This window comes from Bradyrhizobium sp. WYCCWR 12699 (assembly GCF_032144035.1).
GTDB lineage: Bacteria > Pseudomonadota > Alphaproteobacteria > Rhizobiales > Xanthobacteraceae > Bradyrhizobium.
Genome location: NZ_JAVTJN010000034.1, coordinates 35,139 through 58,869 on the forward strand (window position 1 = coordinate 35,139; position 23,731 = coordinate 58,869).

Here is a 23,731-nt window from a genome sequence, read left to right on the forward strand (position 1 = left end):
TCAGCTGATCATTCGGTCGGCCTCCCAAGCAGCGATACTTGCAGCATGGAGGGGCTCGTCACCTGAACCCGGCTGACGTGCCCAAACCTTGCTCTAGCAAGACAGCTTACCATGCCTATAAAGCCCACCTTACGGTACCCTAGCAGATTACCCATCAGATTTCATCGTCGTTGCCCGTTTAGCAGTCCAAGGGTCAATCTACAAAGAGGGCCTGCGCTAAATGAACAGGCGACTTAGGGAATTCCGGCGGTTGCGATTGATCTGCTTGGAACAAGCGTCGGCCGCCTCGACAGAGCTTGAAAAGAATGCTTTTTGGAAATCAGTCAATATGAGCTCGCTCTTGAGTCGAGCACGCTCTCTAGGACGGGCAGTCGAGCAAGCAACAGGATGGGGGTGAAAGGCGGACTTCAATCGCAATCCCAGCGACGAATGAGAGAGTTTCGGGCAAGGGCGAATATGATTCCAGCTTATATCACCAGTCTTTTCTGGTTTGCGATTTTGCTTGGGGTTGCAATCTTCGTTGCTCTCTACGTACCTTGGTGAGTACCCGGCACGATCTTTCTCGCTGTACGAAGCCACGCCCCGCCACTGGCCCTCAATCTTGTTTCGCGAAAGGTGGTGAGCTCCTTAAGGAGCGACACCCGCCGCAGCTGGGCCCCATTAAGTAGTCCTTCGAGTAGGGGAAGGACCTCTCGGGCCTGAACGTAAGCTTCCATGCTTACCGCGTGTTGGTCGAACCCGTGGTCTTCAAGACGGGCATCTATCTCGGCTGCGGCATTCGGATCCAGTTGCCACTCCAATGCATTTCGAACAATGTAAAATTCGGCAATGCTTTGGACTGAGGGAGATTTGTCGGACACATCAATACGCCGCAGCGTTGTTTCGATTGCCTTTTGGCGGGACATAGACAATGGTCTATGACGCAGTATCCGGTACCGCTGGATCTCCCAGGGTAGCTCAGCGATGTCGATCGCGAGCAACCACTCGACGGCCGACAGCGGGGCGAGGTCGCGAAAAATCACGGCTTGAACAGCCTGATAGTGTTCGGTCTTCTCTCCAGGAAGAAGTTGGGGCGGTGCGGACACAACGCTTCGAATTGAGGGGGCAAGACGCGCGCCGTATGCGATTGGTTCAGCTCGACAGGAGCATTCATCGACCTCGCGCCTCGGATCGGGGGCTAGGCGCCGGTGCAACAACTATTTCCCCGTTCATCAAATGTACAGGGCTGGTTTCCAAAGCTGCTTCGCGATCGGAAGGGGCGCAATTTGCAGATTGGTCCACCAAGCTCTTTCATTTCCGTGTCGGTGCAGGGATCGGTGGAGATCGGCAAAGCGGGACGGTAAACTCGTCGCTGACCTTGCGTCCCAATGTTCGTGGCTGGGCGAACTTGAGGTGATGTGCGTCGGCGGGGTCTTCTGGCAGATCAGACACCCTTGGCTGCGGATGAAGGCGAGGTGATCATTGCTCCGTCTTCGGGGCGGCTCTTTCGGGAAGGCGAGGCCAGCTTGCGATTGCCCAGCGGGGCGAGCAGCCACATCGATGTTGCTGGACGCCCTCGCAGGGCCTTCGTCGGGAGGAGCTGATGGGGAGGGCAGGCTGCTGGTCTGCGGAATGGATGTCGGACAGAGGGGCATCCCCCATCCGCTTTTGATAAGCGACTTCAAGAACCCGGGCATCCGCCTCCAGGAGAGTGTTCTTGAGGGGGAGGCTGATCCTGGCCCAGGTGAGCAGTTCATCGTCGTCCTCCTGGGCGGATAGCTGGCCCAGGAGCCGGTCCAGGAGCTCGGCGGAGCGTTCGGGCAGCAATGGGGGGGGGGGCCGGTTCAGGACGCTGCCAGGCGGCCTTCTTTGTGGTCCTGATGCGGCCTGTGGCTTGGGAGCAACCGGAGACTCTGTGGCGACGTCAGGCGCGTCCAAATCGTCCTCTCCCGCGATGCCGACCAAGGCAAACAGGGCATAGCGGCGGGCATAAGTCAGCGCAGAGCCCATCCGGTGCGGCGCTTCGACCTTCTTGGAGGCGCAGACCGGAAGGTCGGAGGAGATCCATTCCCCGGAGGCGTGGGCAAGCAGGGTGGTGAGGTGGATCTGACCGGTTGGCTGCTTAATCCGGATGGTCTGGATGGTGGCGATCTCCTGCTGGCTTAGGGTCTTGCGGACGATGTCCAGGCCGCTCGCGAGGGAGGCGTAGCGGAAGGTCCGGTCGTCCTCCCGCGGGAAGGGCGACCGATCACAGCTGTCAGGGTCTTTTCGGGGTTCGTCAGCTCAGCCTGGAACAGCGCTGCGGGACGCGGTGACCCACATGTTGTGTTGCAACTGGGCCATGTGTTTCTCGGCCGCAGCTTCCTCGGTAAAGGCCCAGGGCAGCATAAACTTGGCTTCGAAGACGGCGCCGGTCTGCTCGACGGTCCCATCCAGCGTTGCCGCCATCCATTTGTGCACGGGATGCCGGATGCGCTTTTGGATATCCTGACGGTGTGACCGCTCGCGCCTTGGTACCAGGCGCGGTTCAAGACCTCTGTCACGGTCCCAAGCTGAACGATCAGATTGTCCGAGAGATCCTGCGGTTCGATTTCGCCGCGCTTTTCCCGCCACAGGCGGATGAGGTTCTCCTGGTCATCCCCCATGATGATGCGGGCATCCGAGCCGCCGATGAAATGCCGGCGGTCGTTCGGGTTGAATCTGATGATTTGATTTGGCGCGTCTGGGCCAACCGTTGTCACCGGTATCTCCTACGCAAGACCAAGCGGCTTACTTGCCGCACTGCCTGAAGCCCCGCGTCCGCGAGGCGAGATGCCGGCGCGATGATTGGCGTTGGCGCCCGGTCGAATCAGTAACGCTCCAATCGCCGTGGAACGCCAGTCCTTTCTGCGGCAATATCATTGCTCGTTTTAGCGGCAGGAATGGCTCTTGTTCTCCCGCGCTAAGGGCGAGGACGACGGAGGCTGACCAGCACTAGGCGACAAAACGAAGCCAATTTACGCCTCAAGGCAAATAGCTGGATGCAAACGCACGGCGCATACAAGGATCCTGTCTACGCGCGATATGTTGAAAAAACGCAGTGATTGTCGGAAGATCGGTTGTATCCCTTCCAGCGTGGGCAAGACAGCTTATGCGTCCCGCAGTCTTCTTTGATCGTGACGGCGTCCTCAACGAGGACGACGGCTATGCTTTCGATCCGGACAAGATCCGGTGGGTGGAAGGCGCCCAACAGGCCGTAAGAGCAGTCAATGACGCCGGGTATTTTGCGTTTGTGGTGACGAACCAATCAGGAGTTGCGAGGGGGTTTTACGAGGAGCGGCATGTTCGCAATTTGCACGAATGGATGTCGCGCGAGCTTAAAGGCTTTGGCGCGCATATCGATGCGTTCGAATTTTGCCCGCATCATCCCGATGGTCTGATTGAGCGTTACCGCGTCCTCTGCAACTGTCGTAAGCCGCAGCCGGGAATGATCAGGGCCCTTCTTGAGCGGTACCCAGTTGATATCGATGCTAGCTTCATGATCGGCGACAAGCAGAGTGATCTTGATGCGGCGCAAGCGGCCGGCATCGCGGCCTATCTGTTCGATGGGGTAAACCTTCATTCGTTCATCGTCCGGCTATTAATGGACCGGTCTCCGGCCTGAAAAACTGTCGCACCGCGGAGGTGCGGGAACGGAGGATTGATGCCGTCGATTCACAATCGACGGATCGATCGCTGGCTAGTGAAATCCGGGAGGGAAGTTTGGCGTCAAAGCGACAAATCGAAGCCAATCGCGCAAACGCAGCGAAGAGTACCGGCCCGCAAACCAGCGCTGGGAAAGCAATAGCAAGCCGCAACGCTTATCGGCATGGATTATCTCGCTGGGACGAAGCCGCTGGTTCGGGTTTCGGCGGGTTCGATGCAGTTCTTGCCGAGGAGCTCAAAGGCGCGAATATGGAAGCCGCACTTCAAGATGTGGTCCAAGCCAGGAGCCGACAGGATCGGCTGCGGGCTCTGAGACTAAGTCTGATCCTGACCGTGGTTGAGAGCGCTGAACCAAAGCAAATGAGATTTCTGTCGAGCTTGGAGCGGTATGAGAAGGCTGCGCTTTCGCGTCAGCGGCGGGGGCTCAAACGCTTGAAGCGGCACAACGTGTGAGGATCACAAGCGGGTCGAAACCATAGAACTCAAGTGCGCGTTTTAGCAGGGAGCATCGTCCGATTGGACGGTTTGCGTTCCTCTGTTAGTATTTCAAGGTATTGGAGGCTGCATGAACTACATTTTCCCACCGCTGGCCGTCGGCATCACCATCGGCCTTTTTGTGGTCTACGCGATGGTGCGGCAGAACTTTCGCCGATCGAGGCCGGCAGATGAAGTTCCTCGCTGGCCGGATTCCGGTCTGAGGTAGGAACCCTAGCGACTTACGTCGGCATTCGCAGGACAACCGGCCTACGAGGGTCAGCGGTCGCCGACCGTTGCGAATCGAAAAAACCGAAATTTCGCTTGCGCCGTTGGGCAAAACAGTGGCTTATGAGGTGCTGGTCCCGCCGCAAATGGAGCCCAGCGAATGGCCGACGAATGCAAGGCTTTGTCCGATTTGCCCGAAGTAGCTAAGCTTAACGGAGAATTCCGCAGGAACTACGGGAAGCTTCTTGGAGCTTTCTTATATCTGCGTTCGATCAGCGCCGCTCGTGGACGGTCCTGGTTCTTCACCGCCTTGCTGTCAGCAGTTTGCTCCGCGGCGCTTGCGTGGCTGGGAAGGCGCGGCATTTCGTTTTGAGCCTCAGAAAAGATGCTGGAGGAGATTATCCAATCGAGGCACTCGCCATATGCTGGCTCCCGGGGCGCCGAAAATCAAAGGCGTGCGACTCACGAGAAAGCCACCGCCTCCAGCCGCTGTACGGAGCTCTCACGTCTAAGTGCTAACGCGAGTAGCCGAGGGGCCGCTCAAACTACCCCGCCGAAGTCGATGCCTTCTTTCGCGAGCTGTTCAGCTTCCTCGGCCGACGCGGCAGGTTTCGTATCCAGATAGGGATGCTCGGAAGCCGGCAGAATGGTGCGGATGTTCTGGCCATCCGCCCGCGTGATACGAGCAGTCCAGCGCTTATGGCCGTGCTCAACTCGCTGGATGTGATACTGTTTGTACGTAATCATGAGCCTCTAACGCAACTGACTCGACGCTTCATCCTTTCTAGCCAAAAGGGACGCCGCCGCACAATAGATCTTAAAATTTGGTTAAGATGGCGCCGAACGGCAGATAGACTGAGCTAAGGTTCAAAGAAAAACCCGCCGGCCCAAGAGCCGGCGGGAATTAACTGAGATTGCGACCGAATTTATGGTCGCGCCGCTAGTTTATCAGAGAGGATCGGCAGCGAGAATGGGCGCAACTGCTCGTTTTTAAGCCAGCCGCAAGGTCTCTAGTTGATGCACCACTCGCCGAGAACGAGGTTTCGACCGTGGCGCTTTCGACGGAGGCGGGGGGCGTTCAATTGTCGGCCAATGGTTCAGGGTTGTTTCAACTCCTGCATGCTCGGAGGCCAGATGGGCTTGTCAGCCCGGGATGTCGAAGCGGCGCCATTGATGCGAGATGCTAGTCACGATCCCTGACCACTGGGATGACGTCATGTGCAGCAACATCAAATTCCAGCTTAGCGATGCGCTCAAAAATCCGCGCGGTGATCTTCTCGGACTCAGAGATGGTCAGGATCGAATGATCGACATCAATTCTTCTCTGAGGAATCTGGCGAAGATCGCTTTGACGCCCATAGTGCGATCCCAAAACAAGCCTCAAATCTCAACGTGAAGGCAAGCACAAGCTCTTTGATCGCAGGTAGTTAGGCCAACTGCCAAAGTATTTCTCCGATATGCAGGTCCCTCCGGAATTCCTGAAGTCACTGGAGCAAACGCGGCGGCTCTCGTGACGTGAGGACTGGTGCCACTCACATTGAAGCCATCCAGTTCGCCATCGATCAGTACGCCGGGCTGCCATCGGCAACCGGCAGTTCCTTAACAAGCCGCACAGCATCGGCTAAGTGTCTTCAACAAGAACGCTCTATCACACCACGTTCTCCAGTCGTTCGATGAGCGTTCTGGTTGACGGCGGAGATACAACCGGAAGATGCGAACGCGGTTGTATTTGGAACGCGTTCGTCTTCGAAGTTATGTGACTCGCGAGTAAGGTAGGTTTACTGCCCGCCGTCGGCCCCCAAACGCCGGCGGCGGGCTTTATGTGAGTTGCGGAGTGGCAAAGCGTACCAAGACACCTCCGAAGCCGGACATGCCGGGCCTCATCCGCCCGCAGTTGGCAACCCTGAAGATGAAGGCGCCTCCAGGGGCTCAGTGGATTCACGAAATCAATACGACGGCTACCGCTTCCAGCTCCACATTGACGGTGATAACCGCAGGGCCTTCACCAGGAACGGCCACAACTGGGTAAACCGTTTTTCCGTCATTGCCGGTGCCTTCCACATCCCCGGACAGCAATCATCCAAGAGGAGCGGACCAACTCTTCCGAGCTGCAGGCCGACCTCGCCAAAGGCGACCAGGACCGTTTTTTGTACTTTGCCTTCGACCTCCTGTAGCTCGGTGGTCAAGACCTGCGCAGACTGTCTCTAGCGCAACGCAATCGGCAATGCGGATCTGCGGATCGCCATCCCTTCCTCTTTGAGCAATTGTCTGCTCGGATTGGCAACCGTTTTGCTGTCGACTAGACCGAATCACGGTGCGGAGTGCTGCGGCTCACGCTGGGGTATGGGCATCTCAGCGCGCGGGGCGCGGCCCTGTATCATCCCGGGCGGCTCCCATCCCGTCTGCAGCCTGTATTTGGCGGAGCAGATGGTCGACGCTAGCTTGCTTTGCTGGAATGGCGCAGCCTTCGAACTGACGCAGGAAGGCAGGAGCATCGCGAGCTGACCGTACCTCATCCGCGGTTCGCTTATGAAACTGAAGGCTGCCGAGGCCCGTATCGTTTGTCATGAAGTTCTGCGAGCGTTGCGACAACATCCGCTGGGTCTGCGAGACCCATCCTAGCCGCCCGATGTTCGGTCATTGGGCCTGTCCCTGTGGTGCTCCAGGCGAGCCCTGTCCCGATTGCAAAAGGACGGCGGGCGATCCGGACGACTTTACCTTCGGGCGTAATCACCTTATCGAGATGCACGGGTAGGATTGCCCCCCTTGCAGCTGAATCTCGAGAAACCTCCCGGCAATGTCCTTCCGGATCTGTGCCGAGGAATGTCTAGTCAGGCTAAGATTTCCCGCGCTGTGAATAGCCAAGCCAACGACAATGCGCTTAAGCAGGATCGCAATGTCGACTCGTCTCGCATAACGGCGCTCCCGATCCGAAGAAAGACCTTTGATCTCTGCGACAAGATCGAGCAGCGCACCTTTCAGCTCGCTTCGTGACAGTTGGAGTAATGCCGGGTGAGCCAGGAAGGCAAGAACGGTGATCTCGAAGTCACTGTACGACCAGGCGGAGCGGCTGCAGGCGCCTTGGTTCAAGACCTGGTCGCATACGAGGACCTGCACATTCGAAATCCGGTGGAAGATAACTTTGCTGCCGCAATAAGCACACGAGCATAGGTCACCGAAGATATTGGCGAGATCATTTCCTTTGCGCCCGCGACGCGACAGATTTTGTTGGCGTGCCACCTGCGCAGCATCAAAAGTGGCCTTGTCTATGACTGCAGGGTAATAGCTGGAAACGGGAGGGCCGCTCGGGATGCCTCTCTTATGGCCTGCGGCGAAAGACTTCGGCTGGTACTCACCGTAGGTCGCCCGGTTCCTGAGCATTGAATCGATGGTGGTGTGGTCCCAATTAAGCGATCCGGTGAAGGTCGGCACCTTTTCCTCGTCTAGATAACTCGCAATGGCGTAGCTGCCCAACCCGCCAATCGCGAGCTGGAAGATCTTTCGCAGGGTTTCGGCACGGTCCGGTAGGAACACGAATGACAGCCGGTTCGGAGTGAGCCCGAGCCAACTAGGTGCTGCTGAGATCTTTTTGCTACTTTTAGACATAGTAATTTCAGTCCCGCATGGTGGTTGCGTCAGCTAAGCGGACGCTCGATTCGTGCTTACAGGCAAACGATTCCCCGCCCTCAAACGCAACTGAAGCGCTTGTTCCCGCGGTGAAGGCTAGCTCTCAGCACAAGTACTCACGCGCCTGTGAGGGGAGGGAATCTCCATACCTAACAATAGCTTAATCGCAAAATTCCCGGACAATGTTGCGTGATTTTTGTGCAACACCTGTCCGAAAACAAGCTCTATGGACCCGTTTCGAGCCGTTCTGTTGTTGTGTGTGCACGGAGCATCGATCATGGTGACCGGGCGACGGAGGGGGGCATCCCGAGGTCGTCCCGTTTAGGTCATTCGCTTAAGTCCCTCGCGTTCATGCGGGTGTGTCCGAAGGCGCGAAGGGGGCCAAGGCGGTGATTTAGAGGGGGTTGGGGAATTGGCCGTCCGGTCAGTGACCTTCCCTGAAGAGCAACTTGGAGGTTTAACATGAAGTTGGTTAAGAGCCTTTTGCTCGGCTCAGCGGCGGGTCTGATCGCCGTGGGCGGAGCGCAGGCAGCCGATCTGCCCGTGAAGGCCAAGGCGGTCGAATACGTGAAGATCTGCTCGCTGTACGGCGCGGGTTTCTACTACATCCCGGGCACCGACACCTGCATCAAGCTGGGTGGTTATCTGCGCGCTGAAGTCGCGCTGAACACCAACTCGGACTTCAGCGGTCAGCTGACGTCGAACAACGGCGCGCGCAACCGTCTGACGAACTACTACACCATGCGCGCTCGTGAAGATCTCAACATCGACACGCGCACCGCGACCGAGTACGGCGTCGTCCGTACCTTCTTCGACGGCGTGTTCTCCTGGACCACCGGCAACTACGCCGGCACGGGCAGCGCGACCGGTGCCACCGCCTACAGCGGCACGCTGGCGCTCAACACCTCCGGCGCCACCCCGGCGCTCGTTGGTTCGTCGATCAACGGCACCGACGGCAACACCTCGGGCGGTTCGCTCGGCGTGTACTACGCCTTCATCCAGTTCGCTGGTTTCACCATGGGTAAGGCCGTGTCGCAGTTCGACGCGCCCTGGACCAACTATCCCGGCAACAACTTCGACAGCCTCGTCGGCGGTTCCGGCACGGTCACTGGTGTCAACCAGTTCACCTACACCGCTGACTTCGGTCAGGGCGTGACGGCGTCGTTCTCGGCTGAAGACGCGACGGCCTACTATCAGGCCGGCAACGTCAACCTGGCAGGCGCTTCGGTGACGGGCATCGCGGGTGGCGCTTATGGCTCCAACGCCATCGGTGGCTCGCGTTCGCCGAACCTCGTCGGTATGGTCCGCGTCGACCAGGCCTGGGGTCTGTTCCAGGCATCGGTTGCTGCGCATGACAACCACGTTGCCTATTACGGTCCGACCGAAATTACCGGTCACCCCGACGACAAGTGGGGCTGGGCAGTTCAGCTCGCTCTGTCGATCAAGAACATCCCGACTGGTGCGGGTGACGTGATCAACATTTCGGGCGTCTACACCGACGGTGCGACCCGCTACAACTTCCAGAACCTCGCGGGCGGCAGCTACTCGATGTTCAGCGGCACGAACGTCGCGGGTGCCTACCAGAGCGTTGGCTTCGCCTATGCTCCGGACACCGTGTTCACCTCGGCGGCCGGTGGCTCGTCGCAGGAGACCGTGAAGACCTGGGGCTTCCGTGGTGCCTACACCCACAACTGGGATCCCTACTGGAACACCGCGCTGTACGGTGCCTACGCTCAGGCGCAGTTCGGCTCGCTCGCCAAGACGAGCCTGTGCGGTATCGGTGGTACGTTCGCGGTCGCTGGCGTGACCTCGTGCAACCCGGACTTCGCGGTTGCCCAGGTCGGTGTCATCACCCGCTGGACCCCGGTCAAGAACCTCACGTTCTCGGCTGACCTGAACTGGACCCACCTCGACCAGAAGTACGCCGGCACCTTCGCTTATGCTGGTTCCGGCACGACGGCCAAGCCGGCCGCTGTGTACGAGCTCAAGGATCAGGACACCATTACCCTGCTCCTCCGCGCTCAGCGCAACTGGTAAGTACGGTCTAACATTGGAGCTCTCGGTGGAAAGCCGCCGAGAGCTCCTCAGAGCCCTCGGCCGGAGACTGCCGAGGGCTCTGGTGTTTTGGAAGATCACGAGTCGTCGATTTCGAACAGTCGGGCAGCCAGTCGAACATTCTTTGCAATTGCTAAAAGCTCAGTGTTCAACTCAGCCAACCTCACTTTATTAAAGTCGGCGAACATCGTTGAGCTCAGGCTTACCTACTTTTCGGCTAGCTTAGCTATTCCGGTCGCTACTTGCTTACCCACATCTGACGAAACGGGCATCATTGAAGCGAGTTCGCCGCTCGAGTAGGCCGGCACGCAGAGTTTTGGTCTGACGGGCTACAGGTCAATTCCCGCAACGCCCAGTCCTTCGTCCAGGTCCATTATTGCCTCAATTAGCCACTGACGCTCGGTGATACCGAGTTACCGTGCCCAAACGCCGCGCGGTATGAACGGACTGACGTAGCGGCACGGTGTGCCTAAGAGGCGGGGCCCATAAATCAGTGCTTTGGGCGAGCCGCTCGGCAGACTGGGCAGACGCTGAAGATTGCTTGCCTGATGCGAGACACAACGGGTTTGTTGGTCCAACAGGGATGTGAGACAGCGCTCAAGTTCATCAATGGGGAATGGCTTTCGCAGAACGGGGCTGTTCGTGAAATCGGCCGGCAGGCCGTCTGCTCCGTACCGAGTTGCGAATGGGAACGGGATTCTTCGGCTTTGCAGTGCTTCTGCAATAGACTGAGAACTCTCTTTCCCAAGCTGCACGTCTAAGATGGCCGTTCTAAGTCGGCTGAGCGCGCCAGCCTCAAACGTTCGGCTAGGTCGCTCGCTTCACTAACAACGGAATGGCCAATCTCGTCCAATAATGTCAGTCACCATCCTACGGATGAACGATTGATCCGCAGCCAAGGTTGCCTGACGATCGTGTGATCACGGCATGACAAGCGGGTAAGGGGGCCTGACGCAATGTGCGGCACTCCTTGCGCTTCAGCGATGAGGCTGCTCGGCATAGGGTCCGTTGAGATCTCCCGCCGGCGAGCCAGCGGACTGCTAACTTAGGAACGAGCTCTAGGCATCCACATTCCCTTGTGAGGTGCAATCGGGAGCCTGAGCATGGCAATGTTAATCGTGATGGACCATAGAGGCGACAGCCGTCACTTCTTCGATGATTCCAGTGCAGCCTTGGAAGAGGCGGAAAAGCTCTTCCTGGAATTTACCCGGAAAGGATACACAGCAAGTGTTCGGAACGGGCCAGGAGAGGTCCGCAAGATCACTTCTTTCGATCCGACCTCTGAAGAAACATTGGTCTTCCCGCGCCTCGTTGGCGGATGATCATCAGGTAAAGAACATGCATGATCCAGCTTGGTCGCTGGGGCCGCGGGTTGGCCATTACAAGGCTGTGTCAAGCCGCTGAGGACGAAAAAACGGTCCGTGCGCGGTCGTAAATGCTTTCGCCTCAGCAGCGAGTCGACTTCGACACGAAGGGATACTTCGACGGCGGCCTTCACCGGACGGATGCGACTTCGAGAAGAAGTGCGCGAACCGAATTTTTCTGCAGAACTAACCCAATTTTCCTCAGGTATTTTCAATTTACTAGCCCGGCTGGTCAATGATTTGGCCCCTACCGGGATGCTGAGACTACCGCTCGTCCGCGATCACCTTGCCGTCATTCGGCAGCGCGCCGGGGCCGACCAGTTCGACGGCGCCACCGAGCTTCGTCACGGCGCGCAAGGTGCGGGCGATCTCTTCGCGCAGCGCTTCGCTCGCGCTCGCCGTTTCCGCTCGCAATGTCATCGCGTCGGTCTCGCCCTGTCGTGTGACGACGAGGCGCAGTCTTCCGAGCGAGGAATGACGCTTGCCGATCTCGGCGACCTGCTCGGGACGGACGAACATGCCCTTGACCTTGGTGGTCTGGTCGGCGCGGCCCATCCAGCCCTTGATGCGCATATTGGTGCGCCCGCATCGGCTTGGACCTGGCAGAGCGGCGGTGAGGTCGCCGAGGGCAAGGCGGATCCAGGGATGATGCGGGTCGAGCGAGGTCACCACGATCTCGCCGACGTCGCCGGGCGCCACGGGATCCCCGGTGCCAGGCTTGACGATCTCCATGATCAGGTCCTCGTTCACGACCATGCCCTCGCGCGCCCCGGTCTCGAACGCAATGAGGCCGAGATCGGCGGTGCCAAAGGCCTGGTAGGCGTCGATGCCGCGCGCCTTGATTTCGGCCTGGAGCGAGGGCGGGAACGCGGCACCCGAAACCAGCGCGCGCTTGATCGAGGAGACGTCGCGGCCCGAACTCGCTGCGGCATCGAGCAAGATCTTCAGAAAGTCCGGCGTGCCGCTGTAGCCAACCGGGCGGTAAGCCTCGATCAGCTCGAACTGCTGCTCGGTATTGCCGGGGCCTGCGGGAATCACGGCGCAGCCGAGCGCACGCGCCGATGCGTCGAAGATGAAGCCGCCGGGGGTGAGATGGTAACTGAAGGTGTTGAGGACGATGTCATCGGGCCGGAACCCGGCCGCGAAAAGGGCTCTCGCGCCGCGCCAGGGGTCGGCCTGCCGTCCCTCCGGCTCGAAGATCGGGCCGGGCGAGGTGAAGAGGCGGGCGAATGAGCCGGGGGCGGCCGCCACGAAGCCTCCGAAGGGCACAGAGGCCTTGTGCAGGGCGGGCAGTTCCGACTTGCGCAACACCGGCAGGGTCGCCAGAGCCGCTCTGGAGGTCACGGCGGCGGGATCAAGACCTCTCAGCCGCTCGGCGTAAGCCGGGGCGGCCATCGCGGCTCGCAGGACCTCCGGCAGGCGGGAGAACAGATCGGCCTCGCGGCCTGCCGGCTCGCGCGTCTCGCGGGCGTCGTAATGGGCGGTCATGGCTGTTCTTTCCGTGTTGGCATCCGTTGCGCGCCGCCACCGGCATGGGTATCAGACCGCCATTGGTGAGGCCGAGAGAGGACCCGATGGCGGACAAGGGAAGCATTGCGGCGGATGAGGCTGCGGATGTCGTCGTGCGCCTGAAGGGCCGCATGATCGACGAGGCGCTGCCGCTGTGGTCGACGGTCGGCTGGGATCGGGCCACGGGCGGCTTCATCGATCGGCTGCACCCGGACGGTACCGCGGATGCGGCTGCGCCGCGGCGCGTGTTCGTGCAGGCCCGCCAAATCTATTGCTACGCCAAGGCGGCGCAGCTGGGCTGGTATCCCGAGGGGCGCGCCATCGCGCTGAAGGGCCTGGAACATCTGCTGGCCAAAGCCAAAGCGCCCGACGGCCGGCCGGGCTTCGTTCACCGGCTGACGCCGGAGGGGACGGTGCTGGACGGCCGGCGCGACGCCTATGATCACGGTTTCATCCTGTTTGCTCTCGCGACCGTCTACGCGCTCGACCGGGACGCACAGGTTCGAGCCGAGATCGACGCGCTGCTCGCTTTCCTCGACGGCCATCTCCGTTCGCCGCATGGCGGCGTGCATGAAGGCCTTCCGGTCTCGTTGCCGCGGCGGCAGAACCCGCACATGCATCTGTTCGAGGCGATGATCGCCTGTTTCGACGCGACCCACGATCTGTCGTTCCAGAACCGAGCCGGCGAATTCTTCGCGCTGTTCCTGGCCAATCTCTACGACAAGCAGAAGCGCATCCTGACGGAGTATTTCGAGGAGGACTGGTCGAAGATCGAGCCGGTCAGCGTCGAGCCGGGGCACCAGGCGGAATGGGTCTGGCTGCTGAAGGGCTTCGAACGCATCACGGGCTGCCCGACCGGGCAGCGGCGCGCCGAGCTGCTCGCGACCGCGATGCGCTATCGCGACGAGGCCACAGGCTGCATGATCGACGAGGGGGACGATATCGGCAACATTCGCCGGCACACGCGCCGGCTGTGGCCGCAGACCGAGATCGCGAAAGCCTGGATCGCGCAGGCCGAATCCGGCGAGGCCGGCGCGGCGGACGAAGCGCGCGCGGCGCTGGTGCGGCTCGAACGGCATTATCTCAGCCATCCCGTGAGGGGCGGCTGGTACGACCAGTTCGACCGCGACGGCAAATCGCTGATCGACACCATTCCTGCGTCGTCGTTCTATCATGTTCTCTGCGCGGTCACGGAAGCGGAGCAGGTGCTCGAGGGTTAAAGCCAGCGCTTGCGCCGCTTGAAGCTCTTGAGGTTCTTGAAGCTCTTGCGCTCGTCGCCGGCGCCGCCGAGATAGAATTCCTTGACGTCCTCGTTATCGCGCAATTCGTCGGCGGTGCCGTCGAGCACGACCTTGCCCTGCTCCATGATATAACCGTGGCTTGCCACCGACAGCGCGGCGCGTGCGTTCTGCTCCACGAGGAGGATGGTGACGCCGAGGTCGCGGTTGATCTTCTGGATGATCGAGAACACCTCTTTCACCAGCAGCGGCGACAGACCCATCGAGGGCTCGTCCATCAGGATCATTTTCGGGCGCGCCATCAGCGCACGGCCGATCGCCAGCATCTGCTGCTCGCCGCCGGAGAGATAGCCGGCGAGGCCGGTGCGCTCCTTCAGGCGTGGGAAATAGTTGAAGACCATGTCGAGATCGGAATCGACCTCTCGGTCCCTGCGGGTGAAGGCGCCGAGCTTGAGGTTCTCCAGCGACGTCATGTCGGCGACGATGCGTCGGCCCTCCATCACCTGGAAGATGCCGCGGCGGACGATCTTGTCGGGGTCGATGCCGTTGATGCGCTCGTTTTCGAACAGGATCTCTCCTCGGGTGACCTCGCCGTCCTCGGTCTTGAGCAGCCCGGAGATCGCCTTCAGCGTCGTCGACTTGCCGGCGCCGTTGGCGCCCAGCAGCGCCACGATCGCGCCCTTGGGAACGTCGAGGCTGAGGCCGCGCAGCACCAGGATGACGTCGTCATAGACGACCTCGATGTTGCGCACGGCGAGGAGGGCGGCGGGCGGCACTGCGGCCGGCTTGGTGCGGGATGCGTCGAGGGTGTCGGTCATTGGTGTGTCTACCAGATTGCTCGTCATGCCCGGGCTTGTCCCGGGCATCCACGTACTTCGTGCCGTGAGGTCAGGCGTGGATGGCCGGGACAAGCCCGGCCATGACGTCCGAGTTTGCGCTCACCAGCCCAGCAGCTCCGGCTTGCGCGGCAGCTCGACGGTCTTGACCTTCTCGAGCTTGATCGTGCCCTTGGCCATGAGGTCGTTGAGGTCGCCGTCGGTCGCGCCCGAGATCTTGGTGCGATAGAGATCGACCTTCAGCGTGCCGCGATGGTCCTTGTCGGTCCAGGTCGAGGGATTGCAGACGCCTTCCATCCCGGCCGGCACCCAATCCTTCTTCTGGTAGAAGCCCTTGGCGACGTTGTCGCCGGTGGCGCCGCCGTTCTTGGCAGCCCAGTCGATCGCCTCCTTCATGTACAGCGCGGAGCAGACGGCCGCGATGTAGTGGACGGGACGATAGACCTTGCCGCTGGCGTCGGACATCTTCGAGATTTCCATGACCGTCTTCATGCCGGGCGCATCGCCGCCCCAGCTCACCGCCGTGCGCAAGGGGAAGATCACGCCGTTGGCGGCATCGCCGGCCGTCTTGGCAGCGTTCTCATCCATGCCCCAGACATTGCCGAGAAACTGGATGTCGACCCCGGCCGTCTTGCAGGCCTTCAGGACGGAGATGTTGGAAGCCGCGGTGTTGCCGAGATAGGCGTAGTTGGCGCCGGAGGATTTCAGGCTCAGGCACTGTGCGCTGTAGTCACCCGGTGTGAGCGCGAACACCAGCGGCGGCAGCACCTCGAAGCCGAGCTCTTGCGCCATGGCTTCGCCGGCCGCCTTCGGCGCGTTCGGATAGGGGTGGTTGGCGCCCATGTGCACGAATTTCGGCTTGCCGCCCTTGCCCTTGGCCTTCCAGTCCTCCGCCGCCCACATCATCATGGCGCGCAGCGAGTCCGAATAGCTCGGGCCGTAGAAGAAATTGTAGGGCGCGGGCTTGGCCTTGCCGCTGACGCCTTCGGGATCGGTGAGTGCGGCGGCATAGGAGCCGGACATGTCCGGGATCTTGTCCTGGGCGAGGAAGCCGGTCAGCGCCTCGGTGTCGGCGGTGCCCCAGCCCATGATCGCGGCGACCTTGCTGTCCGGCGCGGACCACTTCTTGTAGAGTGCGATTGCGCGCGGCACCTGGTAGCCATAGTCGTTGGTGTCGACGTTGAGCTGCTTGCCGCCGACGCCGCCGTTCTTGTTGACCCAGGCGAAGGTGTCGGCGACGGCCTGGCCGTAGGGCGTGCCGACGTCGGAGGTGCCGCCGGAATAGTCGGCGAGGTGTCCGATCGCGATCTGCGCCTGCGCGCCGGCCGAAAATGCGGCGATCGCGAGCGCGAGCGATGCGGTGCTCAAAAGGGACTTCATCGTCATGGGTTTCCTCCTGTTTATTGTTTAAGTGAAGTTGCCCGCGCTCAATGCGAGAACGGGTAGAGTTTCCAGTACGCCTTGACCTGTCGCCAGCGATGCGCGAGCCCGTCAGGCTCGAACATCAGGAACGCGATGATGATCACCCCGATCGCGATCTCGCGCAGGAAGGTGATGTTGGTATTGAGCGACAGCGCCTTGTCGATCGCGCCGCCCTTCAAATACAGGCTGATGAATTCCATGGATTCCGGCAGCAGCACCACGAAGGCGGTGCCCATCAGCGTGCCCATGACGGAGCCGGTGCCGCCGATGATGATCATGGCCAGGAACAGGATCGAGCGTTCGATGCCGAAACCTTCCTGCGACACCACGAGCTGGTAGTGAGCGTAGAGCGCACCGGCGATGCCGGCGAAGAAGGCGGCGAGCCCGAACGACAGCGTGCGGTACTTCGTCAGGTTGATGCCCATGATCTCGGCGGAGAGATAATGGTCACGGATCGCCACCAGCGCGCGGCCGTCACGCGTGCGCATCAGGTTTGTGACGAGGATGTAGCTCGCAACCACATAGGCCAGCACGACATAGAAATATTGCTTATCGCCGCGCAGCGTGTAGCCGAAGATCGAGAACGGATTGGCGCTCGCCGGCACCGAGCCGCCCGTGAACCACTCGGCGCGGGAGAAGAAGTCGAGCAGGATGTATTGCGCGGCCAGCGTCGCGATGACGAGGTACAGCCCCTTCAGCCGCGCCGCCGGGATGCCGAAGATCAGGCCGACCAGCGCGGTGACGACGCCCGCGAGCGGGATCGCGAAGAATACGGGGATCGGCGCATTGTTGGAGATGTAGGCCGAGGTGAAAGCGCCGAGCAGGAAGAACGCGGCGTGCCCGATCGAGATCTGGCCGGTGAAGCCGACGAGGATATTGAGGCCGAGCGCGGCGATCGAGAAGATGCCGATCTGAATCAGGATGCTCAGCCAGTAGCCGCTGAAGAATTGCGGCGCGAGGCACAGCAGCGCTACGCCCGCGATGGCGAAGTTGCGGCTGGTGGTGGTCGGGAAGATCGTGGTGTCCGCCGCGTAGGAGGTGCGGAAGTCACCAGCAGGAATGAGGGCAGGGCCGGCCATGGGTCAGATCCGCTCGATGTCGTGGGTGCCGAACAGCCCGTAGGGCTTGATCATCAGCACGATGATGAGGACGTAGAACGGCGCGATCTCGTAGAGATTGCCCCAGTGCAGATACTCGCTGTCGACATATTGCGCGACGTTCTCGAGCAGGCCGATGATGATGCCGCCGAGCACGGCCCCGCCGACGGAGTCGAGTCCGCCGAGGATTGCCGCCGGAAATACCTTGATGCCATAGGCGGCAAGGCCCGACGACACGCCGTTCACGACTGCGACGACGACGCCCGCGACCGCCGAGACCGTCGCCGAGATCGCCCAGGCCATCGCGAACACGCTCTTGACGGAAATGCCGAGCGATTGCGCGACCTGCTGGTTGAACGCCGTGGCGCGCATCGCAAGACCGTATTTGGACGCACGGAAGAACCAGGCCATGCCGACCATCATGGCGACCGACACCACGAGGCTCATGACGTAGACGGTCTGGATCTGTAAGCCCAACAGGCTGACCGACTGGCTCTCGAATACGCGCGGGAACGGCTGCGGATTGACGCCGAACATCCATTTCAGCGTCGCCTGCAGCACGGTGGAGAGGCCGATCGTCACCATGATGACGGAAATGATGGGCTCGCCGATCATCGGCCGCAGGATGAGCACCTGGACCGCGATGCCGAACACGAACATGAACACCAGCGTCATCGGCATGCCGATCCAGAACGGCACCTGGTATTTCGCAAGCAGCGCCCAGCACACCCAGGCCCCGACCAGCAGCAGCTCGCCTTGCGCGAAGTTGACGACCTGGGTCGCCTTGTAGATCAGCACGAACGACATCGCGACCACGCCGTAGAGCGTGCCGACCACGAGGCCGTTGACCAGGAGCTGGATGAGGAAGGCGGTGTTCATGTGATGATGCTCGATGACGAGTCCGGCGCGCTCTTGTCCTGTCCCCCTGTGGGAGAGGGTGGCTTCGCGAAGCGAAGACGGGTGAGGGGCTGTCTCGGCGGTAACGGTGCGGAGAGAGAAGCCCTCGCCCGACCGAGGGTGTCGTTGGCTGCGGAGATGCCCTCTCCCACAAGGGGAGAGAGCGCATCGGCCGGCATCGTGCGCTTGGTCGGAAGGTGCTTCACTCCGCCGCCTCCGCCATATGCCCGTGCATCCCCAGATCCACCACGCGCAGCGTGGTGCGCACCCGCTGGGTGGTGCCGTCCTGGAAGCGGATCACGGTGTCGACGGGGATGTCGGCATCGCCGCGGTAGATGGCGTCGATGATCCCGGCGTATTTCTCGTTGATGACGCTGCGGCGCACCTTTCGCGTGCGGGTGAGCTCGCCGTCGTCGGCATCGAGCTCCTTGTAGAGCAAGAGGAAGCGCGAGATGCGCTGCGCGGGCGGCAGCGTGGCATTGACGGTCTCGACCTCCTTGCGAAGCAGCGCATAGACCTCGGGCCGCGAGGCGAGGTCGCTGTAGGTGGTGAAGGAAAGGCGGTTCTTCTCCGCCCATTTCGAGATGATGGAGTAGCGAATGCAGATCATCGCCGCGAGCGCGTCACGGCCGGCGCCCAGCACCACGGCTTCGGCGATATAGGGCGAGAATTTCAGCTTGTTCTCGATGAATTGCGGCGAGAAGCGCTCGCCGCGCGAGGTCTCGGCGAGATCCTTGATGCGGTCGATGACGACGAGTTGCTGGTTGGCGTTGAAATAGCCGGCATCGCCCGACAACATCCAGCCGTCCCTGATGTCGGCGACGCTCGCCTCGGGATTCTTGTAGTAGCCGAGGAACATGTTGGGATGCCGCACCACGATCTCGCCGACCCCGTGGACGTCGGGATTGTCGATGCGGATCTCCACATTGTCGGCCATCGGCACGCCGGTCGTGTCAGGATCGACCTTGCCCTCGGGATGCAGCGTGTAGGCTCCGAGCAGCTCGGTCTGGCCGTACAGCGTGCGCAGCGGCACGCCCATGGCCTGGAAGAACTTGAAGGTCTCGGGGCCGAGCGCCGCGCCGCCGGTCGCGGCCGAGCGCAGGCGGGTGAAGCCGAGGCGATCGCGCAGCGCGCGGAACAGGATCGCGTCGGCAAGGCCTGAACGCTTGCCCTGTTCGAGCGCGGCAAGGCCCGATTTCATCCCAACCTCGAACAGGCGCTGCTTGAGAGGCGTGGCGTCCATCACCTTGGCCCGGACGTCGGCGGCGATGGATTCCCAGACCCTGGGCGCAAAAAGCACGAATGTCGGCGCGATCTCGCGCAGATCGTTCATCATCGTGTCGGGCTCTTCGACGAAGTTGATCTTCATCCGGCAGAGCAGGCCTTTGCCGAGCACGTAGACCTGCTCCATGATCCACGGCAGCGGCAGCACCGAGACGTATTCGTCGTCCGGGCCCTTGGGGTCGAAGGCGAGGTAGGTCGCGCAGTGACCGAGCACGCGGCCGGCGGCGAGCATCGCGAGCTTGGGATGGGACGTGGTGCCCGACGTGGTGCAGAGGATCGCGACGTCCTCGCCCTTGGTGGCATCGACCAGTCTGTCGTAAAGTTCGGGCTCGCGCGCCGCACGGGCGCGGCCGAGCCCGGCAAATGTCTCCGCCGACATCAGCCTGGGATCGTCGTATTTCCGCATGCCGCGCGGATCGGAATAGATGATGTGCTTCAGCTTCGGCGCGCGCTCGGCGAGGGTGAGCAGCTTGTCGACCTGCTCCTCGTCCTCGGCGAAGACCAGCTGCGCCTCGCCATAGTTGAGGAGATAGGAGGCCTCCTCGTCGAGCACGTCGCGATAAAGCCCGAGGCTGAGGCCGCCGATGGCGTGCGTCGCCACTTCCGCCGCGACCCAGTCCGGCCGGTTGTCGCCGATGATGCCGACGACGTCGCCGCGGCCAAGGCCCATCTCGACGAGACCGAGCGCGAAGTCGCGGACGCGGGCCTGATAGTCGTTCCAGGTGAACAAACGCCAGAGCCCGAGATCCTTCTCGCGCAATGCGATCTCGTTGCCGTGCTCCTTGGCGTTGAGCCGGAGCATCTTCGGATAGGTGTCGGCCTGGGCGACGCGGCCTGCGTAATCCATCATGCCGCGCACTCCGGAGCTGCGGGCTCGTCGTCGGGATCGACCAGCACCTCGTCTTCTTCGCCGAGATAAGCGCGCCTGACGTGGGGATCGGCGAGCACCGCCGCCGGGTCGCCCTCGGCGATCTTCTTGCCGAAATCCAGCACCATGACGCGATGGGAGATGTCCATCACCACGCCCATGTCGTGCTCGATCATCACCACCGTCATCCCGAACTCCTCGTTGAGATCGACGATGTAGCGGGCCATGTCCTCCTTCTCCTCGAAGTTCATGCCGGCCATCGGCTCGTCGAGGAGAATGAGGCGCGGCTCCAGCGCCATGGCGCGGGCGAGCTCCACGCGCTTGCGCAGGCCGTAGGACAGGGTGCCGGCTTGCGCCTTCCGCACCGACTGGAGATCGAGGAAGTCGATGATCTCCTCGACCTTGCGGCGGTGCTCGAGCTCCTCCTTGCGCGCGCCGGTGAGCCAGTACAGCGAGCCCGTGAGGAAGTTGTTTTTGAGGAGGTGATGGCGGCCGACCATGATGTTGTCGAGCACGCTCATGTGGTGGAACAGCGCCAGATTCTGGAAGGTGCGGCCGATCCCGAGCGAGGCCCGCGCATTCGGCGTCAGGCCGGTGATGTCGCGATCCCCATAGAAGAGCTGGCCTTCGGTCGGCTTGTAGCGACCGGAAATACAGTTCACGATCGAGGTCTTGCCGGCGCCGTTGGGCCCGATGATCGAGAACAGCTCGCCGTCCTTGATGGCGAAACTGACATCGGTCAGCGCACGGACGCCGCCGAATCGCAAGGACACGCCGCGCACTTCGAGACTGGTAGCCACCAAACGAAACCCTCCCGGTGATGGCGCTTTTTAGCGGCGCTCTTCGTCCGTTCCGTCGGGCGATCCTAGTACGGTGGTGCCGGTGAGGCCATGCAGCAGATGGTCTCGACCGGAGCCGCGCCACTCTCGTTCCCGCTGGGATCGAAAGCCGCATCTCCCGAGGTGGTCCTCAATAGGGGAAAGCGCTATTTTGAAATGTCTCCCGGCTGACAATTCTGCGACAAAGTTTGCCGGGCGGCCGCGGCCTTCATCTTTCGTCGGATGGCGGTCGCAATAATCATGTTGCAATGCAACAGAAGGTGGAGTGACGAAACGGTGCGGCTGGCCGCGAGATCATGATTTCAGAAGATCATCTGAAGCGCGTCGCCGCGTGGTCGCGCGAGCTCACGCAAGCGGAGATCGAGGTCGCGCGTGCCGGAATCACGGAGCGGTCCTACGGCACCGGCGAGACCGTGTTCATGCGCGGCGATATCTTTGCCTATTGGGCCGGCATGGTGGGCGGCCTTGCCCGCATGGGCGGGGTCTCGCGGGACGGCAAGGAGACCAGCCTCGCCGGGCTGACGGCAGGAGCCTGGTTCGGCGAAGGCAGCGTGCTGAAGAACGAGCCGCGGCGCTATGACGTGGTCGCGCTGCGCGACAGCCGCGTCGCGTTGATGGAACGCAGCGCCTTCATGTGGCTGTTCGAGAACAGCGTCGGCTTCAACCGCTTTCTGGTGCGCCAGCTCAACGAACGGCTCGGCCAGTTCATCGGCATGCTCGAGGTCAATCGCACGCTGGATGCCACCGCACGCCTTGCCCGCAGCATCGCCTCGCTGTTCAACCCGATCCTCTATCCGGAATCGACCGCCCATCTGGAGATCACCCAGGAGGAGATCGGTGCGCTCTCCGGCATGTCGCGCCAGAACGCCAACCGCGCGCTGAACCGGCTGGAGAAGGAGGGGCTGCTGCGGCTCGAATATGGCGGCGTGACCATCCTCGATGTCGAGCGGCTGCGCGGATACGGTGACTAAGGCGGTTCATCGCGCATTGGCGGGCGCGTGCACCGGCCACAGATCGGCGCGCCAGCGGATCGCGATCGCCAGCATCGCGATGAAGCCCGCGGCGGCATAGAGTGAACCGGTCGCGGAATAGCCGATGACGTCGATCAGGCTGCCGGCCGCGAGCAATCCGATCGGCAGGCCGTAGATCACCATCATCCGCACGCCCATCACACGGCCGCGCAGATGCGCACTGGCCGTCCGCATCAGGATCACGGCGGCCGAGATCATCGACATGCTCTGCGCGATACCGGCGAGTACGAGGCAGGCCATCGCCACCGGCATGGTCCTGATTTCGACGAACACCAGCAGCATGGCGTACCAGGCCAGTGTCGCGCCGATCAGAAGCCGGGCAATGCGCACTCCGCTGACGAGGCTGAGCGTGATGGAGCCGATCAGCGAGCCAACGGCGAAGCTCGCCGAGAGGTAACCAAGGCCGGTCTGGTCGGTGTGAAAGATCTCGCGGGCGATGTAGGGCAACAGTCCGCCAGTGAAGGGAAATGCAGTGAGATTGGCCAGGAAGGCGACGCACAGCGCCGCACGCATTCCCGGGCCATTCCAGGCGTAAACGATGCCTTCCTTGAGGTCGCCCAATAGTCGCGACACCGCATGGCTGTTTGCCGGAAGATCGCTCGTGATGACGGTCCTCTTGGGGCGGGTCAGGCAGAGCATGAGAAGCGCGGCCACGAAGTAGAGGCAGGCGATCGCCACATAGACGAGGCCGATGCCGAGGACGGCGAACAAGCCGGCGCCGGTCAACGCGCCGGCGATGCGCGCGCTGTCCTGCGTGGTGCGCGCCACGCTGATGGCGCCCACCAATTGCTCGGCCGGCATGATCTCGGCGAGCAGCGCGCCCCGGACGCCGAGATCGGAGGGACGAATCAGGCCCATGATCGCGACGATGATCATGACACTCAGCGGCGACAGATGACCGGTCAGCGCCAGAACCATGATGGTCGACGACAGCACCGTATAAGCAAGACGCATCACGACCAGGAGATCGCGATGGCCCATGCGATCGCCGATCATGCCGAACACCGGCGCGACCAACGTCCCGACGAACTGGAGCGAAGCAAGCACGGTGAGCAGCAGCACCGAGCCGGTCTCGACCAAAATGTACCAGCCGAGCACCAGCGTCTCCACCTCGAACGCCCAGGAGGTGAGCAGATCGGACGGCCACTGAAAGCGATAGTTGCGGATGCGGAATGGCGCCAGCGCGGAAGGTCGTGCGGCTGTGCTCAAGGCGCGATGGCTCGTATCACGGCGATTCCCTGCCTTGTTATTGTTCTTTGCAAGCGTAGCGCTGGCGGCGTTCATGTCAATTGAAGCTGC

General features: G+C 61.6%; 21 protein-coding genes and 1 pseudogene. 8 read left to right on the forward strand and 14 right to left on the reverse strand.

Annotated elements, in window-relative coordinates; all coding sequences use genetic code 11:
• Positions 1-527: 527 nt before the first annotated feature.
• From RPS27_RS23710 to RPS27_RS23720, 3 genes and pseudogenes are all read right to left on the reverse strand, one after another.
• On the reverse strand, positions 528-1,085 hold the full coding sequence (locus tag RPS27_RS23710) for a hypothetical protein (RefSeq protein ID WP_313754610.1): 558 nt from the start codon (positions 1,083-1,085) through the stop codon (positions 528-530).
• Between the two features lie 373 nt (positions 1,086-1,458).
• Positions 1,459-2,166 (reverse strand): ERF family protein, encoded by a 708-nt coding sequence (locus RPS27_RS23715; protein WP_313754686.1) that lies wholly within the window; start codon positions 2,164-2,166, stop codon positions 1,459-1,461.
• A 105-nt stretch (positions 2,167-2,271) separates the two neighbouring features.
• Positions 2,272-2,687: pseudogene (locus RPS27_RS23720) on the reverse strand (YqaJ viral recombinase family protein); the annotation flags it as partial.
• Between the two features lie 422 nt (positions 2,688-3,109).
• Here RPS27_RS23720 and RPS27_RS23725 point away from each other — a divergent pair.
• From RPS27_RS23725 to RPS27_RS23740, 4 genes are all read left to right on the forward strand, one after another.
• Positions 3,110-3,622, forward strand: a complete 513-nt coding sequence (locus RPS27_RS23725) for an HAD family hydrolase (protein ID WP_313754611.1) — start codon at positions 3,110-3,112, stop codon at positions 3,620-3,622.
• Between the two features lie 98 nt (positions 3,623-3,720).
• Positions 3,721-4,116 carry a hypothetical protein gene (locus tag RPS27_RS23730; protein WP_313754612.1) on the forward strand — a complete coding sequence of 132 codons (396 nt, stop codon included), beginning with the start codon at positions 3,721-3,723 and terminating at the stop codon, positions 4,114-4,116.
• 112 nt (positions 4,117-4,228) lie between these two features.
• On the forward strand, positions 4,229-4,366 hold the full coding sequence (locus tag RPS27_RS23735; protein WP_313754613.1) for a hypothetical protein: 138 nt from the start codon (positions 4,229-4,231) through the stop codon (positions 4,364-4,366).
• A gap of 159 nt (positions 4,367-4,525) precedes the next feature.
• On the forward strand, positions 4,526-4,738 hold the full coding sequence (locus RPS27_RS23740) for a hypothetical protein (protein ID WP_313754614.1): 213 nt from the start codon (positions 4,526-4,528) through the stop codon (positions 4,736-4,738).
• A 167-nt stretch (positions 4,739-4,905) separates the two neighbouring features.
• Here the strand turns inward: RPS27_RS23740 and RPS27_RS23745 are convergent, their stop codons facing one another.
• From RPS27_RS23745 to RPS27_RS23755, 3 genes are all read right to left on the reverse strand, one after another.
• The gene (locus RPS27_RS23745; RefSeq protein ID WP_194403363.1) at positions 4,906-5,112 is read right to left on the reverse strand and encodes a hypothetical protein; all 207 of its coding nucleotides are present in this window, start codon (positions 5,110-5,112) and stop codon (positions 4,906-4,908) included.
• A gap of 436 nt (positions 5,113-5,548) precedes the next feature.
• Positions 5,549-5,737: a hypothetical protein gene (locus RPS27_RS23750; RefSeq protein WP_313754615.1), complete on the reverse strand. Its 189-nt coding sequence runs from the start codon at positions 5,735-5,737 to the stop codon at positions 5,549-5,551.
• A 1,358-nt stretch (positions 5,738-7,095) separates the two neighbouring features.
• Complete coding sequence (locus RPS27_RS23755) at positions 7,096-7,971, reverse strand: recombinase family protein (protein WP_313754616.1); 876 nt, start codon at positions 7,969-7,971, stop codon at positions 7,096-7,098.
• Between the two features lie 483 nt (positions 7,972-8,454).
• Here RPS27_RS23755 and RPS27_RS23760 point away from each other — a divergent pair, with 483 nt between their 5' ends.
• On the forward strand, positions 8,455-10,029 hold the full coding sequence (locus RPS27_RS23760; protein ID WP_313754617.1) for a porin: 1,575 nt from the start codon (positions 8,455-8,457) through the stop codon (positions 10,027-10,029).
• A gap of 1,121 nt (positions 10,030-11,150) precedes the next feature.
• The gene (locus RPS27_RS23765; RefSeq protein WP_313754618.1) at positions 11,151-11,369 is read left to right on the forward strand and encodes a hypothetical protein; all 219 of its coding nucleotides are present in this window, start codon (positions 11,151-11,153) and stop codon (positions 11,367-11,369) included.
• Between the two features lie 306 nt (positions 11,370-11,675).
• Here the strand turns inward: RPS27_RS23765 and RPS27_RS23770 are convergent, their stop codons facing one another.
• The gene (locus RPS27_RS23770) at positions 11,676-12,899 is read right to left on the reverse strand and encodes a phenylacetate--CoA ligase family protein (RefSeq protein ID WP_313754619.1); all 1,224 of its coding nucleotides are present in this window, start codon (positions 12,897-12,899) and stop codon (positions 11,676-11,678) included.
• 86 nt (positions 12,900-12,985) lie between these two features.
• Between RPS27_RS23770 and RPS27_RS23775 the strand changes: the two genes are divergently transcribed.
• Complete coding sequence (locus RPS27_RS23775) at positions 12,986-14,140, forward strand: AGE family epimerase/isomerase (protein WP_313754620.1); 1,155 nt, start codon at positions 12,986-12,988, stop codon at positions 14,138-14,140.
• Here the strand turns inward: RPS27_RS23775 and RPS27_RS23780 are convergent.
• The 6 genes from RPS27_RS23780 to RPS27_RS23805 form a co-directional block, all read right to left on the reverse strand.
• On the reverse strand, positions 14,137-14,976 hold the full coding sequence (locus RPS27_RS23780; protein ID WP_313754621.1) for an ABC transporter ATP-binding protein: 840 nt from the start codon (positions 14,974-14,976) through the stop codon (positions 14,137-14,139). The genes RPS27_RS23775 and RPS27_RS23780 overlap by 4 nt on opposite strands.
• A 120-nt stretch (positions 14,977-15,096) precedes the next feature.
• Positions 15,097-16,380 carry an ABC transporter substrate-binding protein gene (locus RPS27_RS23785; protein WP_313754622.1) on the reverse strand — a complete coding sequence of 428 codons (1,284 nt, stop codon included), beginning with the start codon at positions 16,378-16,380 and terminating at the stop codon, positions 15,097-15,099.
• Positions 16,381-16,421: 41 nt separating this feature from the next.
• Positions 16,422-17,495 carry a branched-chain amino acid ABC transporter permease gene (locus RPS27_RS23790; RefSeq protein WP_194403353.1) on the reverse strand — a complete coding sequence of 358 codons (1,074 nt, stop codon included), beginning with the start codon at positions 17,493-17,495 and terminating at the stop codon, positions 16,422-16,424.
• A gap of 3 nt (positions 17,496-17,498) precedes the next feature.
• Positions 17,499-18,392, reverse strand: coding sequence for a branched-chain amino acid ABC transporter permease (locus RPS27_RS23795; RefSeq protein ID WP_194403352.1), 894 nt, complete (start codon positions 18,390-18,392; stop codon positions 17,499-17,501).
• Between the two features lie 220 nt (positions 18,393-18,612).
• Complete coding sequence (locus RPS27_RS23800; RefSeq protein WP_313754623.1) at positions 18,613-20,544, reverse strand: long-chain fatty acid--CoA ligase; 1,932 nt, start codon at positions 20,542-20,544, stop codon at positions 18,613-18,615.
• Positions 20,541-21,362: an ABC transporter ATP-binding protein gene (locus RPS27_RS23805; RefSeq protein WP_194403350.1), complete on the reverse strand. Its 822-nt coding sequence runs from the start codon at positions 21,360-21,362 to the stop codon at positions 20,541-20,543. The genes RPS27_RS23800 and RPS27_RS23805 overlap by 4 nt, the downstream gene beginning before the upstream one ends.
• Positions 21,363-21,697: 335 nt before the next feature.
• Here RPS27_RS23805 and RPS27_RS23810 point away from each other — a divergent pair, with 335 nt between their 5' ends.
• Positions 21,698-22,372: a Crp/Fnr family transcriptional regulator gene (locus tag RPS27_RS23810; RefSeq protein ID WP_194403349.1), complete on the forward strand. Its 675-nt coding sequence runs from the start codon at positions 21,698-21,700 to the stop codon at positions 22,370-22,372.
• Between the two features lie 6 nt (positions 22,373-22,378).
• Here the strand turns inward: RPS27_RS23810 and RPS27_RS23815 are convergent, their stop codons facing one another.
• Positions 22,379-23,641: an MFS transporter gene (locus RPS27_RS23815; protein WP_211419818.1), complete on the reverse strand. Its 1,263-nt coding sequence runs from the start codon at positions 23,639-23,641 to the stop codon at positions 22,379-22,381.
• Positions 23,642-23,731: the final 90 nt, after the last annotated feature.

What these genes read in the sequence shown, in the direction of transcription:
- RPS27_RS23725 (WP_313754611.1), top strand. Translation starts at nt 3,110, where the DNA reads ATGCGTCCCGCAGTCTTCTTTGATCGTGACGGCGTCCTCAACGAGGAC.
- RPS27_RS23735 (WP_313754613.1), top strand. Translation starts at nt 4,229, where the DNA reads ATGAACTACATTTTCCCACCGCTGGCCGTCGGCATCACCATCGGCCTT.
- RPS27_RS23740 (WP_313754614.1), top strand. Translation starts at nt 4,526, where the DNA reads ATGGCCGACGAATGCAAGGCTTTGTCCGATTTGCCCGAAGTAGCTAAG.
- RPS27_RS23745 (WP_194403363.1), bottom strand. Translation starts at nt 5,112, where the DNA reads ATGATTACGTACAAACAGTATCACATCCAGCGAGTTGAGCACGGCCAT.
- RPS27_RS23755 (WP_313754616.1), bottom strand. Translation starts at nt 7,971, where the DNA reads ATGTCTAAAAGTAGCAAAAAGATCTCAGCAGCACCTAGTTGGCTCGGG.
- RPS27_RS23760 (WP_313754617.1), top strand. Translation starts at nt 8,455, where the DNA reads ATGAAGTTGGTTAAGAGCCTTTTGCTCGGCTCAGCGGCGGGTCTGATC.
- RPS27_RS23765 (WP_313754618.1), top strand. Translation starts at nt 11,151, where the DNA reads ATGGCAATGTTAATCGTGATGGACCATAGAGGCGACAGCCGTCACTTC.
- RPS27_RS23770 (WP_313754619.1), bottom strand. Translation starts at nt 12,899, where the DNA reads ATGACCGCCCATTACGACGCCCGCGAGACGCGCGAGCCGGCAGGCCGC.
- RPS27_RS23775 (WP_313754620.1), top strand. Translation starts at nt 12,986, where the DNA reads ATGGCGGACAAGGGAAGCATTGCGGCGGATGAGGCTGCGGATGTCGTC.
- RPS27_RS23780 (WP_313754621.1), bottom strand. Translation starts at nt 14,976, where the DNA reads ATGACCGACACCCTCGACGCATCCCGCACCAAGCCGGCCGCAGTGCCG.
- RPS27_RS23785 (WP_313754622.1), bottom strand. Translation starts at nt 16,380, where the DNA reads ATGACGATGAAGTCCCTTTTGAGCACCGCATCGCTCGCGCTCGCGATC.
- RPS27_RS23790 (WP_194403353.1), bottom strand. Translation starts at nt 17,495, where the DNA reads ATGGCCGGCCCTGCCCTCATTCCTGCTGGTGACTTCCGCACCTCCTAC.
- RPS27_RS23795 (WP_194403352.1), bottom strand. Translation starts at nt 18,392, where the DNA reads ATGAACACCGCCTTCCTCATCCAGCTCCTGGTCAACGGCCTCGTGGTC.
- RPS27_RS23800 (WP_313754623.1), bottom strand. Translation starts at nt 20,544, where the DNA reads ATGATGGATTACGCAGGCCGCGTCGCCCAGGCCGACACCTATCCGAAG.
- RPS27_RS23810 (WP_194403349.1), top strand. Translation starts at nt 21,698, where the DNA reads ATGATTTCAGAAGATCATCTGAAGCGCGTCGCCGCGTGGTCGCGCGAG.